The organism is Brevundimonas vesicularis, assembly GCF_014204545.1.
In the GTDB taxonomy this organism is placed as follows: domain Bacteria; phylum Pseudomonadota; class Alphaproteobacteria; order Caulobacterales; family Caulobacteraceae; genus Brevundimonas; species Brevundimonas vesicularis_B.
In genome coordinates this window covers 205,134-219,756 of record NZ_JACHLJ010000002.1, presented here as the reverse complement: position 1 = coordinate 219,756, position 14,623 = coordinate 205,134, and the positions used below count along the sequence as shown (strand labels likewise).

At 66.5% G+C, this 14,623-nt stretch carries 14 protein-coding genes and 1 pseudogene; 6 read left to right on the top strand and 9 right to left on the bottom strand.

Features of this window, described 5'->3' with window-relative positions:
• Positions 1 to 186 precede the first annotated feature (186 nt).
• The 4 genes and pseudogenes from HNP47_RS09175 to HNP47_RS09160 all read left to right on the top strand — a co-directional run bounded on the left by HNP47_RS09175 (position 187) and on the right by HNP47_RS09160 (position 4,886).
• Entirely contained in the window at positions 187 to 1,368 is a 1,182-nt protein-coding gene (locus HNP47_RS09175) for a cell wall hydrolase (RefSeq protein WP_184279315.1), read from the top strand.
• 79 nt (positions 1,369 to 1,447) lie between these two features.
• Entirely contained in the window at positions 1,448 to 3,385 is a 1,938-nt protein-coding gene (locus HNP47_RS09170) for a PAS domain-containing protein (protein WP_260394762.1), read from the top strand.
• A 48-nt stretch (positions 3,386 to 3,433) separates the two neighbouring features.
• Positions 3,434 to 3,856 (top strand): annotated as a pseudogene (locus tag HNP47_RS09165) (response regulator); the annotation flags it as partial.
• Between the two features lie 70 nt (positions 3,857 to 3,926).
• Positions 3,927 to 4,886 carry an aldo/keto reductase gene (locus HNP47_RS09160; protein WP_184279313.1) on the top strand — a complete coding sequence of 320 codons (960 nt, stop codon included), beginning with the start codon at positions 3,927 to 3,929 and terminating at the stop codon, positions 4,884 to 4,886.
• Between the two features lie 16 nt (positions 4,887 to 4,902).
• Here HNP47_RS09160 and trxB read toward each other — a convergent pair whose 3' ends face one another.
• Positions 4,903 to 5,910, bottom strand: coding sequence for a thioredoxin-disulfide reductase (trxB, locus tag HNP47_RS09155; RefSeq protein WP_184279312.1), 1,008 nt, complete (start codon positions 5,908 to 5,910; stop codon positions 4,903 to 4,905).
• A 69-nt stretch (positions 5,911 to 5,979) separates the two neighbouring features.
• Here trxB and HNP47_RS09150 point away from each other — a divergent pair, with 69 nt between their 5' ends.
• Positions 5,980 to 6,270, top strand: a complete 291-nt coding sequence (locus HNP47_RS09150; RefSeq protein WP_221415062.1) for a hypothetical protein — start codon at positions 5,980 to 5,982, stop codon at positions 6,268 to 6,270.
• Positions 6,271 to 6,324: 54 nt separating this feature from the next.
• Here HNP47_RS09150 and HNP47_RS09145 read toward each other — a convergent pair whose 3' ends face one another.
• The 5 genes from HNP47_RS09145 to HNP47_RS09125 form a co-directional block, all read right to left on the bottom strand.
• Complete coding sequence (locus tag HNP47_RS09145) at positions 6,325 to 7,320, bottom strand: mitochondrial fission ELM1 family protein (protein WP_184279310.1); 996 nt, start codon at positions 7,318 to 7,320, stop codon at positions 6,325 to 6,327.
• 5 nt (positions 7,321 to 7,325) lie between these two features.
• Positions 7,326 to 7,799: a transcription elongation factor GreA gene (gene greA / locus HNP47_RS09140; protein ID WP_184279309.1), complete on the bottom strand. Its 474-nt coding sequence runs from the start codon at positions 7,797 to 7,799 to the stop codon at positions 7,326 to 7,328.
• A 147-nt stretch (positions 7,800 to 7,946) separates the two neighbouring features.
• Positions 7,947 to 8,147, bottom strand: coding sequence for a hypothetical protein (locus HNP47_RS09135; protein WP_055806048.1), 201 nt, complete (start codon positions 8,145 to 8,147; stop codon positions 7,947 to 7,949).
• 54 nt (positions 8,148 to 8,201) lie between these two features.
• On the bottom strand, positions 8,202 to 8,867 hold the full coding sequence (locus HNP47_RS09130) for a glutathione S-transferase family protein (RefSeq protein ID WP_184279308.1): 666 nt from the start codon (positions 8,865 to 8,867) through the stop codon (positions 8,202 to 8,204).
• 70 nt (positions 8,868 to 8,937) lie between these two features.
• Positions 8,938 to 9,138 carry a hypothetical protein gene (locus HNP47_RS09125; RefSeq protein WP_055752936.1) on the bottom strand — a complete coding sequence of 67 codons (201 nt, stop codon included), beginning with the start codon at positions 9,136 to 9,138 and terminating at the stop codon, positions 8,938 to 8,940.
• Positions 9,139 to 9,266: 128 nt separating this feature from the next.
• Between HNP47_RS09125 and HNP47_RS09120 the strand changes: the two genes are divergently transcribed.
• The gene (locus HNP47_RS09120; protein ID WP_184279307.1) at positions 9,267 to 10,565 is read left to right on the top strand and encodes a dicarboxylate/amino acid:cation symporter; all 1,299 of its coding nucleotides are present in this window, start codon (positions 9,267 to 9,269) and stop codon (positions 10,563 to 10,565) included.
• Here the strand turns inward: HNP47_RS09120 and HNP47_RS09115 are convergent.
• From HNP47_RS09115 to HNP47_RS09105, 3 genes are all read right to left on the bottom strand, one after another.
• On the bottom strand, positions 10,555 to 10,833 hold the full coding sequence (locus HNP47_RS09115; protein ID WP_184279306.1) for a DUF1294 domain-containing protein: 279 nt from the start codon (positions 10,831 to 10,833) through the stop codon (positions 10,555 to 10,557). The genes HNP47_RS09120 and HNP47_RS09115 overlap by 11 nt on opposite strands.
• Before the next feature lie 70 nt (positions 10,834 to 10,903).
• Entirely contained in the window at positions 10,904 to 14,203 is a 3,300-nt protein-coding gene (gene carB / locus HNP47_RS09110; RefSeq protein WP_184279305.1) for a carbamoyl-phosphate synthase large subunit, read from the bottom strand.
• A 25-nt stretch (positions 14,204 to 14,228) separates the two neighbouring features.
• Positions 14,229 to 14,543 (bottom strand): ribonuclease E inhibitor RraB, encoded by a 315-nt coding sequence (locus HNP47_RS09105; RefSeq protein WP_038293704.1) that lies wholly within the window; start codon positions 14,541 to 14,543, stop codon positions 14,229 to 14,231.
• Between the last annotated feature and the right edge of the window lie 80 nt (positions 14,544 to 14,623).

The window sequence follows — 14,623 nt, the reverse complement described above, 5'->3', positions numbered from 1 at the left end:
CCACCAGCGACGCGTTTGCCCCGCTGGAACATAGTTTTACACCTTGCGTTTGGGGCGACCACCCCTGACGCGCGGAGGGGTTTGATAACGGCGGTCGTCGTGACGCCGGAAAATGGCCTATAAGTCGGACTAGACGCGCGATCTCAGCGAAAGGCCATTGCGCCGATCGCGGCTGTTGGACCCTGAATGACTCGGTTGCCCTGGAAGACGATGTGGAAGGCGCTGCGGCGTTCGGCCGCGGCCTTGCCTGCAGCCGGCGCGGTGCTGGGCGTCGCCATGGCGGCGGGGTCCAGCGTGCGGCCCGACATGGATCGGACGGCCGAGGCGGTCTCGCGCATCACCGGCGGCGACCTGGGCGCGGGCGGGTTGGCTGCGATCAAGGGGCGACTGACGCCCTCACAGCTGGCCGTCGCCATGCGGCATGATCCCAACCTTCTGCAGCCCGCTCTCTATGGGCTGACGCCGGGCTGGGAGAGCTTGACGCTGGCCGGAAAGCCGGGTCTGGAACCCGGCAAGAGCGGCCTTGAGGCCCAGCGTCTGAACGCGGCCATGGCGCCCGCGTCCGGCGCCCTGCGTCCCGCCTTGCCGTTCGTGTTCAAGGGCAGCGCCGAGGATCGCAGGCGGGCTTTGCGCTGCCTGACCCAGGCGGTCTATTACGAAGCGGCGCTGGAGCCGGACAACGGCCAGGCGGGCGTGGCTCAGGTGGTCCTGAACCGCGTGCGCGATCCGAACTACGCCAACACCGTCTGCGGCGTGGTGTTCGAGGGCGCCGAGCGCGTCACGGGCTGTCAGTTCAGCTTCACCTGCGACGGCTCGCTGGGCCAGGCGCCGGTCGCCTGGGCGTGGGAGCGGGCGCGCAAGGCGGCGGAGCGCGCGCTGAACGGCGCCGTAGCTCAGGAAGTCGGGACGGCCACCCACTATCACGCCGACTATGTGCATCCCTGGTGGGCGCCGACGGTGGCCAAGGTGACGCAGATCGGCGCGCACATCTTCTATCGTTGGAAGGGCGTCTATGGCGAAACAGCCGCCTTCCGCAAAACCTACAATGGGCGCGAGCCGGCGATCGACGAGGCGCGCTTCTCGCGTCCGCGCATGACGATTGCCGCCGGCTCTGCAACCGGCGGCTCCGATCCCGATGCGCCGGTCAATGACGCGCCTCTGAAGACGGTCGAGATCGATGGCCAACAGCGGGTCGTCGGCGTGGTCAGCCTGGGCGGTCGTCGCCTGCCCACGCGTGACGAAGTCGCCGCCATCAACGCGCGCCTGAACGCTTTGGAGCGGCCAACATCGTCGACCAAACCCACCGCCCCGGCGCCCACAGGCGTCACGACGATGGATGTGGAGGAAGTCGGTCGCCCCGCGAACTGACATCCTGCATTGCAACGCTTCGCCACTCCGAGCATTGATGTCGATGGCCGGACCTGACCGGCCCAGCGAGGACGCCTGCTTGACCCACCCCGAAGTCGATTGTCCGAGGTGGGACGAAGCCGACCGTCTGAAGGCCCTGACGAGCTACGGCGTGCTGGACACAACGCCTGAAGGATCGTTTGACGATCTGGCGTCGCTCGCCGCGCGCATCTGTGAAGCGCCGATGGCCGCCGTCAGTCTGGTCGATGCCCAGCGTCAGTGGTTCAAGTCCGAGGTCGGGCTGGGCGTGCGTGAGACGCCGCGGCCCCTGTCGTTCTGCGCCCACGCCATGCTGGGCGACGACGTTATGGTCATCCCCGACGCGATGCAGGATGACCGCTTCATCGACAATCATCTGGTGACGGGCGCGCCGCACATCCGCTTCTATGCCGGTTATCCGCTGAGGACGCCCGACGGCGTTCCGCTGGGCGCCCTGTGCGTGCTGGACGACACGCCGCGCCCGCAAGGTCTGACCGAGCTTCAGCTGATGGCGCTCAAGACCCTGGCGCAACAGGTGATGACGCAACTGGAGCTGCGTCGCGCCATGTTGGACCGGGACCTCAGCGACCGCACGGCGCGGTTGGCGATGGAGGCCTCGGCCTATGTCGGGGCTTGGGACTGGGACATTACTGAGAACCGCGTGATCGCCGACGAACGCTTTGCGCGGATGTACGGGGTGGAGCCCGAAGCGGCGCGCGAGGGCGCGGCCATCGAGGTTTTCACCTCCAGCGTTCATCCCGACGACGCCCAACGCGTCACCGACGAGATCGGTGGTGCCATGACGGGCGACGGCGCTTTCGTCAGCGAGTATCGTTTGGGCCAAGGCGATGACGTGCGTTGGGTTCTGGCGCGCGGTCAGGTCTATTTCGACGCAGAGGGCAAGCCGATCCGCTTCCCCGGCGTCGCGGTGGACATCACCGAACGCAAGACCATCGAGACGGACCTTGCCGAAACCGCCGTGGCCCTGAGCGAAAGCGAGAGCCGGTTTCGTGTGTTGGCTGACGCCATGCCGCAGATGGTGTGGTCCACCCTGCCGGACGGTTTTCACGACTACTACAATGCGCGCTGGTATGAGTTCACGGGCGTGCCCCTGGGCTCGACGGATGGCGAGGGCTGGAACGACATGTTCCATGCCGACGACCGCGAACGAGCGTGGACCGTATGGCGCAACTCGCTGGAAACCGGCGAGCCCTATGAAATCGAATACCGGTTGAAGCATCACAGCGGCGTCTATCGCTGGACCCTGGGCCGTGCAGTGGCGATCCGCGATGAGGCCGGTGAGATCACCCGCTGGTTCGGCACCCTGACCGATATCGATGAGTTGAAGCGATTGGAGCAAGGCCGAGAGCTGGTCAGCCAGGAGCTGAGCCACCGGATCAAGAACATCTTCGCCGTGGTCACCGCCCTGGTCGCCCTGTCGGCGCGCCAATATCCGGAAGCCAAGGCCTTTTCGGCCTCGCTGCGTACGCGTATCGCCGCATTGGCCCGGGCGCATGAGTTCGTTAGGCCGCACACCGAAACGTCCAAGCCCACAATCGGCGCAACGACCCTGCATTCTTTCCTGTCTGACCTGTTCCAGGCCTATGTGGACGAAACCGGCAGAGCACGCGTAGTCATTCGGGGCGAGGACGCAGTCTTTGATGATCAGGCGGCGACCTCCGTGGCGCTTCTGTTCCATGAGCTGGCGACCAACGCCGCCAAATACGGCGCGCTATCCGAGCGCGGCGGCGTGGTGACCCTGACAACGGAACGGCAAGAAGATCGCTTCGTCCTGGCTTGGTCGGAAACGGGGGGGCCGGTTATCCAGGGACTGCCGCAACGCACAGGGTTCGGCTCATCCTTGGCCAGTCTGTCGGTCGAGGGGCAGTTGGGCGGGCGGCTTTCGCGCGAATGGCGGCCAGAGGGGCTTGAGGTCATTGTGGATCTGCCGGCGACGGCCTTATCGAGGCGACGCGCGGCGGGCGGATACTCAAATTAGTCCTCTATTGAAACCTATCCCGCACACTGACGTTACGTACGTTCCCGAACCCCCGATCGAGTCATGACTGCGCGTATCCTCATCATCGAAGACGAAGCTCTCGTTGCGATGGAGCTTCGGTTCGTCCTGGAGGACCTCGGTCACGAGGTCCTGGGCGTCGCCGCGACCGCGCAGGCCGCGCGCGATCTGGTGCGCGAGAACGACGTCGATCTGGCGCTGGTCGATATCCACCTTTCCGATGGCCCGACAGGGATAAACCTGGGTCGCGAACTGGGCCAGGACATGGGCGTCTCCGTCCTATTCATGACGGCCAATCCAGGCATGGTGCGCGAGGGCGTGGCTGGCACCATCGGCGTCCTGTCCAAGCCGACAGACGAGCATGCCGTCCAGACCGCCGTGGACTACGCCCTGCGTCGTCGCCAGGGGCAGCCGGTCGATTACGCGCCGCCAGGTCTTCAACTGTTCGCCTGACCGCCGCTGAGGCGGTTGCGGTCGCAGCGATGCGGCATATGTCGAGGGCTCCCCAAAAGGAGATCCCCGCATGACGACCCTTTCCAAATGCAAGCTCGGCTCCAGCGGCCTGGACATCGCCCCTCTGGTGTTCGGCGGCAACGTCTTTGGCTGGACCGCGGATGAGGCGACGTCATTCGCCTTGCTGGACGCCTTCGTCGAGGCCGGGTTCGACGCCATCGACACCGCCGACGCCTATTCGCGCTGGGTCCCAGGCCATTCCGGCGGCGAAAGCGAGACGATCATCGGCAAGTGGCTGAAGGCGCGCGGCCGGCGGGACGACGTCAAGATCCTGACCAAGGTCGGATCGGATATGGGGCAGGGCCACAACGACCTGTCGCCGGCCTGGATCGAGGCGGCGGTCGAGGCGTCGCTGCGCCGGCTCCAGACTGACTATATCGACCTGTATCAGACCCACTGGCCCGATCCGAAGACACCGCAGGAGGAGACGCTGCGCGCGCTGGACAAGCTGGTTCAGGCCGGCAAGGTGCGCGCCATAGGCACCTCCAATCATTCGGCCGAACAGGTGTCCGAAGCTCTGGATATTTCGCAGCGCGAGGGCCTGGCCGCCTATGCGACGATCCAGCCGCACTACAACCTCTACAGCCGCGACACCTTCGAGGGCGGGTTGCAGGACCTGGCCGTCGAGAAGGACCTCGGCGTCATCACCTATTTCAGCCTGGAGAGCGGCTTCCTGACCGGCAAATACAAGACCGTCGATCAGATCGCCGGGACCAAGCGCGAGGGAATGCTGAAGGACAAGTTCGACGAGCGTGGCGTGCGCATTCTGGCGGCCCTGGAGGCCGTGGCGCAGAAGAACGAGGCCACGTCCGCCCAGGCCGCTTTGGCCTGGCTGCTGGCCCAGCCGGGCGTCACGGCCCCGATCGTCAGCGCCACCTCGACCGAACAACTGGCCGACACGCTGAAGGCGGCGACGCTTAAGCTATCCGATGAGGATCTGGCGGAACTGACAGAGGCCTCTGCCTACTGATCGCGCAGGATCGGGGTCACCAGACCCCGATCTTCTCCGCCTCGGCGTGGCTGATGGGGTGGTGGGCCTTGGCGTGGTCCTCTTCGGCGAGGAAGCGGCTGACTTCCAAGGCGGCCATGCAGCCCATGCCGGCGGCGGTGACGGCCTGGCGATAGACGTCGTCGGTCACGTCGCCGGCGGCCCAGACGCCCTCGATCTCGGTCGAGGCCGTGCCGGGCTTGACCCGCAGATACCCGCCGGCGTTCGTCTCCAGCTGACCCTTGAACAGTTCCGACGACGGGGCGTGTCCGATAGCGATGAAGACGCCATCGGCGGGGATTTCGCGGGTCGAGCCGTCCTGGACGTTCTTGAGCCGAACGCCGGTGACGTTCTTGGCCATGCCGTCCACGACGCCGACGATTTCCTCGATCGCCGAGTTCCAGACCACCTCCACCTTGGGGTGGGCGAACAGCCGGTCCTGCAGGATCTTCTCGGCGCGGAACTCGTCGCGTCGGTGAATGACCGTGACCTTGGAGGCGAAGTTGGTCAGGAAAAGCGCCTCTTCGACGGCGGTGTTGCCGCCGCCGACGACCACGACCTCCTTGCCGCGATAGAAGAAACCGTCGCAGGTCGCGCAGGCCGAGACGCCAAAGCCCTGATAGGCGGCCTCGCTCTCAAGCCCCAGCCATTTGGCCTGGGCGCCGGTGGAGATGATGATGGTCTCGGCCAGGATCTCGTCGCCGCCGTCCAGCTTCAGCCGGAAAGGGCGCTGCGACAGGTCGGCGGAGACGACGATGTCGTGGATGACTTCCGTGCCGACGTGCAGGGCCTGGGCCTGCATCTGTTCCATCAGCCAGGGGCCCTGGATAGTGTCGGCGAAGCCGGGATAGTTCTCGACATCGGTGGTTATGGTCAGCTGACCGCCGGGCTGGACGCCGGCGATGACGACGGGGTTCAGCGAGGCGCGGGCGGCATAGATGGAGGCGGTCCAGCCGGCGGGACCGGAACCGATGATGGCGACGCGAACGGTACGAGCTTGGGTCATGGCCCCTATTTAGGCGGTGATTCCCGTTTGCGCGATGCTAGTCTCGCTCGACATGCAGGGGAGATGGGGATGACGAACAAGAACGCGGCCTTCCTGCCGATCGGGATCGGCATGGGCCTGTCGATCGGCGTGGCGCTGGGCGTGGCCCTGGACAACGTCGGCCTGGGTCTCGCCCTGGGCACGGCCATCGGATCGGGCTTTGGAGTGGCCCTGATGAGCGCGGCGAATGCCAACGCCAAGAAGGGCGGCGGGTCGGATGGCGGCGCGGTGATGCCTTCATCGGATACGTCACAGCACAGCGGCTCAGACTGCAGCGGGGACAGCGGCTGTGACGGCGGCGGCGGGGGTGGCGGCGACTGAAAAGGAGAGGGGCGCCACCATCGGGCATTGCGACGTCAAGAACGGATGTTCGCGCTATCGCGTCCGCATCGCTTCCAGAACGGCGCGCGCGGCGCGGTCTGTTTCGGCCAGCGGCTCGTAGGTCCAGCCGTCCAGCGCGCCGTCGAACGGGCGGGTTGCGCCGCGCGATTGCAGGTCGTCGTGCAGGCGAGCGAACTTGTCGCCGGCCTTCAGCGGGATCATCGGCAGGGTGTGGACCGGCTTGCCGGTCGAGGCGGCTTCGGCCGCCATGTTGGCGCTGTCCTCGGTGACCAGGATGTGGTCGGCGAAATGCAGGAAGCCGAACAGGGGATTGTCGCCTGTCCCATCCCAGATCCAACCCGGCAGGTCCGAAAGGCGAGCGGTCAGGACGGCCTTCGCCGCATTGGGCGTCCGCCGCGAGAAGGTCAGCATCAGCGCGCCGCCTGACGCCCGCACGGCGTGCGCGATCCGGTCGGCTAGGTCCGCTGCATGGGCCTCGGTCAGGTCGAAAGCCTTGGACTTGCCGCCGATCAGCACGGCGATGCGCGGATGGGGCAGGGGGGCGATCCGGTCGGCGAAGGCGGGCGCGGCCTCGGCGATCCGCTGCGGCGTGATGCGATGGGGCGAGCCGGTGATTTCGAAGACATTGTCGCCCGACAGACCGTCATGGGCGGGGGCGACGATCATGTCGTAGCGGTCATTGGCCCAGCGGGGATCCTGGGTCTGGACGACGAAGGTCTTTCCGCCGCTCCAGGCCTTGGCGCGGGTCGACAGCGGCAGGGTCGCACGACCCGTAGCGATCCACAGATCGGGCCAGGGGGCGGTCAGCGGCGCGGACGCCAGCATGGCCGGGGTCTTTAACGCCGACGGCAGGCGGTCGAAGATCGGCCGCCAGCGGATATGTTTGATCGTAATCTCGGCAGGGGTCAGGCGCTGTACGGCCTCGGCGAGACCCAACGCCTGATTCTCGATGCCGGCACGGCCGTCGGAGACGACCCAGATGGCCAAGGGATTGGGAGAGAGGGGGCGAGCAGACGCTGCCCCCGCCATCGCTGTTACTTCCACTCGACCCTGAGGATTTCGTAGGCCTTCACGCCGCCGGGGGTGTTTACCTCCACCACGTCGCCGACTTCCTTGGAAATCATGGCGCGCGCGATCGGCGAGGCGATCGAGATCTTGCCCTTCTTCACGTCCGCTTCGTGTTCGCCGACGATCTGATAGGTGGCCTCTTCCTCGGTGTCCTCGTCCACCACAGTGACCGTGGCGCCGAACTTGACCTGGCTGCCCGACAGTTTGGACACGTCGATGACCTGAGCCCGGCTGATCTTGTCCTCGATCTCGGCGATCTGGCCTTCGATCCAGCCCTGACGCTCCTTGGCGGCATGGTATTCTGCGTTTTCGGACAGGTCGCCGTGCTCACGCGCCTCGGAAATGGCGGCGATCACGCTCGGCCTTTCGACCGACTTCAATTGCTTCAGTTGATCGTCGAGGGCACGGTAGCCCTCGCCCGTCATCGGCACTTTTTCCATTTGTGTCGTGATTTTTCTGGTTCGCCCGGAGACTGGAAAGACGCGAGGTAAGCACACAAAAGGCCGCGGGGCGGGCGCGGCCGGGCATCAAGACTAGGGTTTCTCGCTCAAGAATTCAAGAGCGGGATGCCCGCGCCGGTTGACCGCTCATGCGCGGGCCGGCGGTTCGGGCTTGTGATCGCGGCGAAGGACACCCTTTATGAGGCTGTAAGCCAGCCAACCGACTGCGGCGAGGCCGGCGAGCATGAAGAGGCCGGAAATCAGGGCGGCTCCCGCCGCCATGAAGGCGAGGACGAAGGCGACGGCCGCAGCTAGTCCGGCGACGATCTGAATGGTTTGAAGGCGCATGAGACCTTAACGCCCTCGACCACGGCGGGTTGCGCCGCCGCGATCACGATCCGATCACGCGTAGCTGTAGGGACCGCCGCGTTCGAGCGCGCGTTGATAGGCGGGCCGTGCGTGGATGCGGTTCAAGAAGGCTTTCAGGCGGGGCTTGGTCTCGGCATTGAAGGCGCGGTCGGCGCCGGCCTCGACCGGAAAGCTCATCATGATGTCGGCGGCGGTGAACTGATCGCCCGCGAACCATTCCGAGCGGCCCAGTTCGTCCTCCCAGAAGCCGACATGGGTGCGCAGCAGCGGATCGACGAAACTGGTGATCGCCTTGTTGGCGACGCCATTGACGATGGGCTTCAGGAGGGCCGGCGCACGGCGTGGGAGCATGCTGAAGACCAGCTTCAGCAGCAAAGGGGGCATGGCCGACCCCTCGGCATAGTGCAGCCAATAGGTGAACCGACGGCTGTCCTCGGTTCCCGCCGCCGGACGCAGCCGACCCTGGCCATAGGTATCGAGCAGATATTCGACGATGGCTCCGGTCTCTGCGACCTTGACCGCGCCGTCTTCGATGACCGGCGACTTGCCCAGCGGGTGGATCGCCAGCAGTTCGGGCGGCGCCAGCCGATTGCCAGCGTTTCGTTCGTAGCGCACGACCTCATAGTCCCGGCCCAACTCTTCGAGCAGCCACAGGACGCGTTGCGAGCGGCTGTCGTTCAGATGGTGGACTTTGATCATGGGTCGGCTCCGGGCGGCGAGGCGTGACTATTCGCAACGCCGCCCGAGAAGTCGAGCGGCGATTGCGGACTCAGCGCGGGCGGCGGCCGCTCCAGCGTCCGCGCGGTTGCGGCGCGACCTTGGGCTTGGCGCCTTCGCGGCGGTTGCGCCACACCTCATAGGCCAGGGTCGCCAGGGCCAGTTTGCCGGCGTGACGACCGGCGACGCGACGGCCGCCCTTGGAGAGCAGCAGGCTGCCGATCAGCGGGACGAGTTTGTTCAGACGGGACATGATTGAGTTCCTTTCGTCGTCCCAACGCGCCGTGCGCGATCAGGGTTCGCCCTGCGACGACATGAACTGTCAGCGACCGGCAGAAGGTTTGGCGCGCGCGACGCGCCGAGCGGTGCTAGCGCTAGGGCATGAGCCAATCCCGCATCGCCGCCTTCTTCACCTCCTTGAGCTTTTTCGTCATCGCGGCCCTGGTCGCCGGCGTCGTCGTCGGCGCCCTGGCGCAAGGGTCGCAGGCCTCCTGGCTGACCGGCGCCTTGGGCGTGGTCGAGAGCCTGGGCCAGGTGTGGCTGAACGCCTTGCGCATGACCGTCATTCCCCTGGTGTTCAGCCTGCTGGTGACCGGCATCGTCTCCATCGCCGATGCGGCGGCGACGGGCCGGATCGCGGTGCGGTCGTTGGCGGTGTTCGCGGTGCTGCTGGTCGGGGCGACGATCTATGCGATCCTGGCGGGCCTGGGCCTTCTGGCGGTCTGGCCGATCGATCCGGAGGCGGGGCGTGGGCTGCTGGCGGGCGTCAGCGCCGAATCGCTGGCGACCGTGGGCGAGGCGGCGCGCACCGACGGCCTGCGCGCCTTCCTGGCCAGTCTTGCGCCGGCCAACGTCATCAAGGCGGCGTCCGACGACGGGGTGCTGGCGGTGGTGGTCTTCGCCGTCGCCTTCGGCTTCGCCGCGACGCGGATCAAGGCCGAGCTGCGGCGGCCCCTGGCCGGCTTCTTCGAGGCGGTGGCCGAGACCATGGTGGTCATCGTGCACTGGGTGCTGCTGGCCGCGCCGTTCGGCGTGTTCGCCCTGGCGCTGGGCGTGGGTTTGCGCGCGGGCCTGGGGGTGGCGGGGACGCTGGCCCACTATGTCGCCATCGTCTGCCTCAGCCAGATCGGCCTGATCCTAATCATCTATGCCGTGGCGATCGTGTGGGGTCGGATTTCGCTGGCCCGTTTCGCGCGCGCCGTGGCCCCGGCCCAGGTCGTCGCCGTCTCGACCCAGTCGTCGCTGGCCAGCCTGCCGGTTATGATCGAGCGCGCTAGAGACTGGCTGGGCGTGCCGCAGACCTCCGCCGGCCTCGTTCTGCCGCTAGCGGTGGCGGTGTTTCGCATCACGAGCCCTGTCGCGAACCTGGCGGTCTGCCTCTATGTGGCGCAGTTGCACGGGGTGGAGTTGGGGCTCGGCGTGCTGATCGCCGGCGGTCTGACGGCCATCGCCGTGTCCATCGCCTCGGTCGGTCTGCCGGGCCAGGTCAGCTTCTTCGCCGCCATCGGCCCCATCTGCCTGGCCATGGGCCTGCCGCTGGGCGTGCTGCCGCTGCTGCTGGCGGTCGAGGTCATTCCCGACATCTTCCGCACCGTCGGCAATGTCACCGCCGACCTTGCCGCGACCCGGATCGTGGCCGGTGAGGATGGGGCGGGCGAAGACGGTCGCGCTACAGAATGACCCAGGCGGCGCCGCCCGCCAGCAGGATCAGGTGGAGGAGGACGACCAGGCCGAACTGCGTCCTGAACGGCTCCTTGCGAGTCTTGTGGCGCAGGATGTGCTGACCCATCCAGGCGCCCAGCCCGCCGATCAGGCCGAACAGCAGCAGTGTCGATTCGGGCGTGCGCCACAGGCCGGCTCTGGCGCGCTGCTTGTCCGTGGCGAAGGCGAGAAATCCCAAGACTTCGCCGCACAGAATGGCGATCAGGGCGAGGTCGAGATTGGACATTGGCGTGCCTCCGGCGTTCGGCCGCTACAGCCTTGCAGCGTGCGGCCGAAAACCGGAGATTTCGTCGACGTCAGGCGTAGTCCTGGATCGCCCGCACATCCAGGTCGCCGGCTTTGATGGCGCCGATGGCCTGGGCCGCCGCCAGGGCGCCGGCGGTGGTGGTGTAGTAGGGCATCTTCATCATCAGGGCGGTGCGGCGCAGCGAGAAGCTGTCCTGCAGCGACTGCTTGCCCGATGTGGTGTTGAAGACCAGCTGGACCTCGCCGTTCTTCATCGCGTCCACGATGTGCGGGCGGCCTTCCAGCACCTTCTTGACCAGTTTCACCTCCAGCCCCTGTTCGACGAGATAGGCGTGGGTGCCGCCGGTGGCCATCAGGCTGAAGCCCTCGGCCAGCAGCGTTTTGGCGGCGTCGACGATGAAGGGCTTGTCCTCATCCTTGACCGAAATGAAGGCGTAGCCCGAGGTCGGCAGGGTCGTGCCGCCGCCGATCTGGGACTTGGCGAAGGCGCGGGCGAAGGCGGGGGCCATGTCGGCCTCTCCCGGCCGCTTGAAGTCCAGCCCCATGACCTCGCCGGTCGAGCGCATTTCCGGGCCCAGGACGGTGTCCACCCCGGCGAAACGGGCGAACGGGAAGACCGCTTCCTTGACCGCAATATGGTCGTAGGGCTTGTCCGTCAGGCCGAAGGATTTCAGCGGCACGCCGGCCATGACCTTGGCGGCGATCGCGGCGATGGGCTGGCCGATGGTCTTGGCCACGAAGGGGGCCGTGCGACTGGCGCGCGGATTGACCTCCAGCACGAAGATGCGCGGGTTTTCGCTGTGCGGCTCCTCGATGGCGAACTGCACGTTCATCAGGCCGCGCACTTTCAGGGCCTTGGCCATTTCGGTCGTCTGGCGCTTCAACTCGTCCACGATCTCGGCCCGCAGCGAGAAAGGCGGCATGGAGCAGGCGCTGTCGCCCGAGTGGACGCCGGCTTCCTCGATATGTTCCAGAACGCCGGCGACGAAGACCGTCTCGTCGTCGCAAAGGGCGTCCACGTCCACCTCGGTGGCGCGGTTCAGATAGTGGTCGATCAGGACGGGATCGTCGCCTGAGACGCGCATGGCCTCGTGGACGTAGCGGTCCAGCTGCTCGCGGTCGTGGACGATCATCATGCCGCGACCGCCCAGGACGTAGGAGGGGCGCAGGACGACGGGATAGCCAACCTCTTCAGCCTTCTGCGCCGCCTCCTCAGCCGAACGGGCCAGGCCGTTGGGCGGCTGGCGCAGGCCGATGCCTTCCAGCATCTGCTGGAAGCGTTCGCGATCCTCGGCCAGGTCGATGGAGTCGACGCTGGTGCCCAGGACCGGAATGTCATCCTCTTGCAGGGCGTGGGCCAGTTTCAGCGGGGTCTGGCCCCCGAACTGGACCACGCAGCCGATCAGCTCGCCGTTAGAACGCTCGACCTCGATCAGCTCCAGCACGTCCTCGGCCGTCAGCGGCTCGAAATACAGGCGGTCGGAGGTGTCGTAGTCGGTCGAGACGGTTTCGGGGTTGCAGTTGACCATGATCGACTCGACGCCGATGTGGTCGAAGGCGAAAGCTGCGTGGCAGCAGCAGTAGTCGAACTCGATCCCCTGGCCGATCCGGTTCGGACCGCCGCCCAGAATGATGGCCTTCTTCTTGTTTGTCGGCTCGGCCTCACACTCGGGGATCTGCCCAAGAGCGCCGGTCTCATACGTCGAATACATATAGGCGGTGGCGCTGGCGAATTCGGCGGCGCAGGTGTCGATCCGCTTGAACACCGGGCGGACGTTCAGGCCGCGACGGGCGGTGCGGACGTCCTTTTCGGTCGTGCCGGTCAACTGGGCCAGTCGGGCGTCGGCGAAGCCCTTGGCCTTCAGGCGGCGGAACTCGGTCGGATCGGTCGGCAGGCCCTTGACCCGCACATGGCCTTCCTCGCGCACGATGTCGGCGATCTGGCGCAGGAACCAGGGCTCGTAGGAACAGGCGGCGTTGACCTCCTCGACCGTCAAGCCGTGGCGGAAGGCCTGGGCGATGACGCGGATACGGTCGGGGGTGGGGACGCCTAGGGCGCGCACGACGGCTCCACGGGCCGTGGCGTCGTCTTCGGCGCCGGCTACCCCTTCGATCTCGATCTCGTCGAAGCCCGACAGGCCGGTCTCCAGCCCGCGCAGCGCCTTCTGCATCGACTCCTGGAAGGTGCGGCCGATGGCCATGACCTCGCCGACCGACTTCATCGAGGTGCCCAGCAGGGGCTCCGAACCCGGATATTTCTCGAAGGCGAAGCGCGGGATCTTGGTGACCACATAGTCGATCGACGGCTCGAACGAGGCCGGCGTGACCTGGGTGATGTCGTTGGTCAGTTCGTCCAGGGTGTAGCCGACCGCCAGACGCGCCGCGACCTTGGCGATGGGGAAGCCGGTGGCCTTGGACGCCAGGGCGGACGAGCGCGACACGCGCGGGTTCATCTCGATCACGACCATGCGGCCGTCGGCAGGGTTGATCGCCCACTGCACGTTCGACCCGCCCGTCTCGACGCCGATCTCGCGCAGCACATTGATCGAGCCCGTCCGCATCCGCTGATACTCCTTGTCGGTCAGCGTCAGGGCAGGGGCGACGGTGATGGAGTCGCCGGTGTGCACCCCCATCGGATCAACGTTCTCGATCGAGCAGATGATGATGCAGTTGTCCGCCGTGTCGCGGACGACCTCCATCTCATATTCCTTCCAGCCCAGGACCGACTCTTCGATCAGGACCTCGGTGGTCGGCGACAGGTCGAGGCCGCGAAGGACGATCTCCTCGAACTCCTCGCGGTTGAAGGCGATGCCGCCGCCGGTGCCGGCGAGCGTAAAGGACGGGCGGATGACGGCGGGCAGGCCGACGAACTCCAGCCCCTCCAGCGCCTCTTCCATCGAATGGGCGGCCTTGGAGCGGGGCGATTCCAGACCCAGCTTGTCCATGGCGTCGCGGAACTTCTGGCGATCCTCGGCCTTGTCGATCACCTCGGCCTTGGCGCCGATCATTTCGACCCCGTGCTTGGCCAGCGCGCCGGATTCATGCAGGGCCAGGGCGGTGTTCAGCGCGGTCTGGCCGCCCATGGTCGGCAGCAGGGCGTCGGGCTTTTCCTTGACGATGATCTTCTCGACCATCTCCGGCGTGATCGGCTCGATATAGGTGGCGTCGGCCACCTCCGGGTCCGTCATGATAGTGGCGGGGTTCGAGTTGACCAGGATGACCCGATAGCCTTCCGCCTTCAGCGCCTTGCAGGCCTGAACACCGGAATAGTCGAACTCGCACGCCTGGCCGATGACGATCGGGCCGGCGCCGATGATGAGGATGGACTTGATGTCTGTGCGCTTGGGCATCGCCAGCTCTTCTTTTTATTGAACGCTAGTGGGTCACGACCGCGCATTCCCAGCCGTCATACTCCAGCTGGAAGGCCGCGGCCCAGGTCTGCATCATGGCCGAGGTCGCCGCAAACGACGCTTCGTCCACCGCCATGGTCGTTTCGAGCACCGTCATGTCGTCGGCGCCGCGGGTCAAGAACCCGGCGCGTCGGGCGACCTCGTTCAGGTCCCCGTGGTCGCCCTCGCCATAGAAGTAGAACAACGTATGGCGCGGCGTCACGCCGCTGTCGCCCTGTTCGGCCAGCGCCGCGCGCACCATGGCGTCGCGTTCGTCATGACGGATGTCCGAGGCGTCCAAGGGAGTGCGTCGTCCTTCGTTCTCTGTCGTTCTCTGGGCGCGCGAGAAGTCCCCGCAGAGCCTGGCCCTGCGACGCTCAC

What these genes read in the sequence shown, in the direction of transcription:
- HNP47_RS09175 (WP_184279315.1), top strand. Translation starts at nt 187, where the DNA reads ATGACTCGGTTGCCCTGGAAGACGATGTGGAAGGCGCTGCGGCGTTCG.
- HNP47_RS09160 (WP_184279313.1), top strand. Translation starts at nt 3,927, where the DNA reads ATGACGACCCTTTCCAAATGCAAGCTCGGCTCCAGCGGCCTGGACATC.
- trxB (WP_184279312.1), bottom strand. Translation starts at nt 5,910, where the DNA reads ATGACCCAAGCTCGTACCGTTCGCGTCGCCATCATCGGTTCCGGTCCC.
- HNP47_RS09150 (WP_221415062.1), top strand. Translation starts at nt 5,980, where the DNA reads ATGACGAACAAGAACGCGGCCTTCCTGCCGATCGGGATCGGCATGGGC.
- HNP47_RS09145 (WP_184279310.1), bottom strand. Translation starts at nt 7,320, where the DNA reads ATGGCGGGGGCAGCGTCTGCTCGCCCCCTCTCTCCCAATCCCTTGGCC.
- greA (WP_184279309.1), bottom strand. Translation starts at nt 7,799, where the DNA reads ATGGAAAAAGTGCCGATGACGGGCGAGGGCTACCGTGCCCTCGACGAT.
- HNP47_RS09135 (WP_055806048.1), bottom strand. Translation starts at nt 8,147, where the DNA reads ATGCGCCTTCAAACCATTCAGATCGTCGCCGGACTAGCTGCGGCCGTC.
- HNP47_RS09130 (WP_184279308.1), bottom strand. Translation starts at nt 8,867, where the DNA reads ATGATCAAAGTCCACCATCTGAACGACAGCCGCTCGCAACGCGTCCTG.
- HNP47_RS09125 (WP_055752936.1), bottom strand. Translation starts at nt 9,138, where the DNA reads ATGTCCCGTCTGAACAAACTCGTCCCGCTGATCGGCAGCCTGCTGCTC.
- HNP47_RS09120 (WP_184279307.1), top strand. Translation starts at nt 9,267, where the DNA reads ATGAGCCAATCCCGCATCGCCGCCTTCTTCACCTCCTTGAGCTTTTTC.
- HNP47_RS09115 (WP_184279306.1), bottom strand. Translation starts at nt 10,833, where the DNA reads ATGTCCAATCTCGACCTCGCCCTGATCGCCATTCTGTGCGGCGAAGTC.
- carB (WP_184279305.1), bottom strand. Translation starts at nt 14,203, where the DNA reads ATGCCCAAGCGCACAGACATCAAGTCCATCCTCATCATCGGCGCCGGC.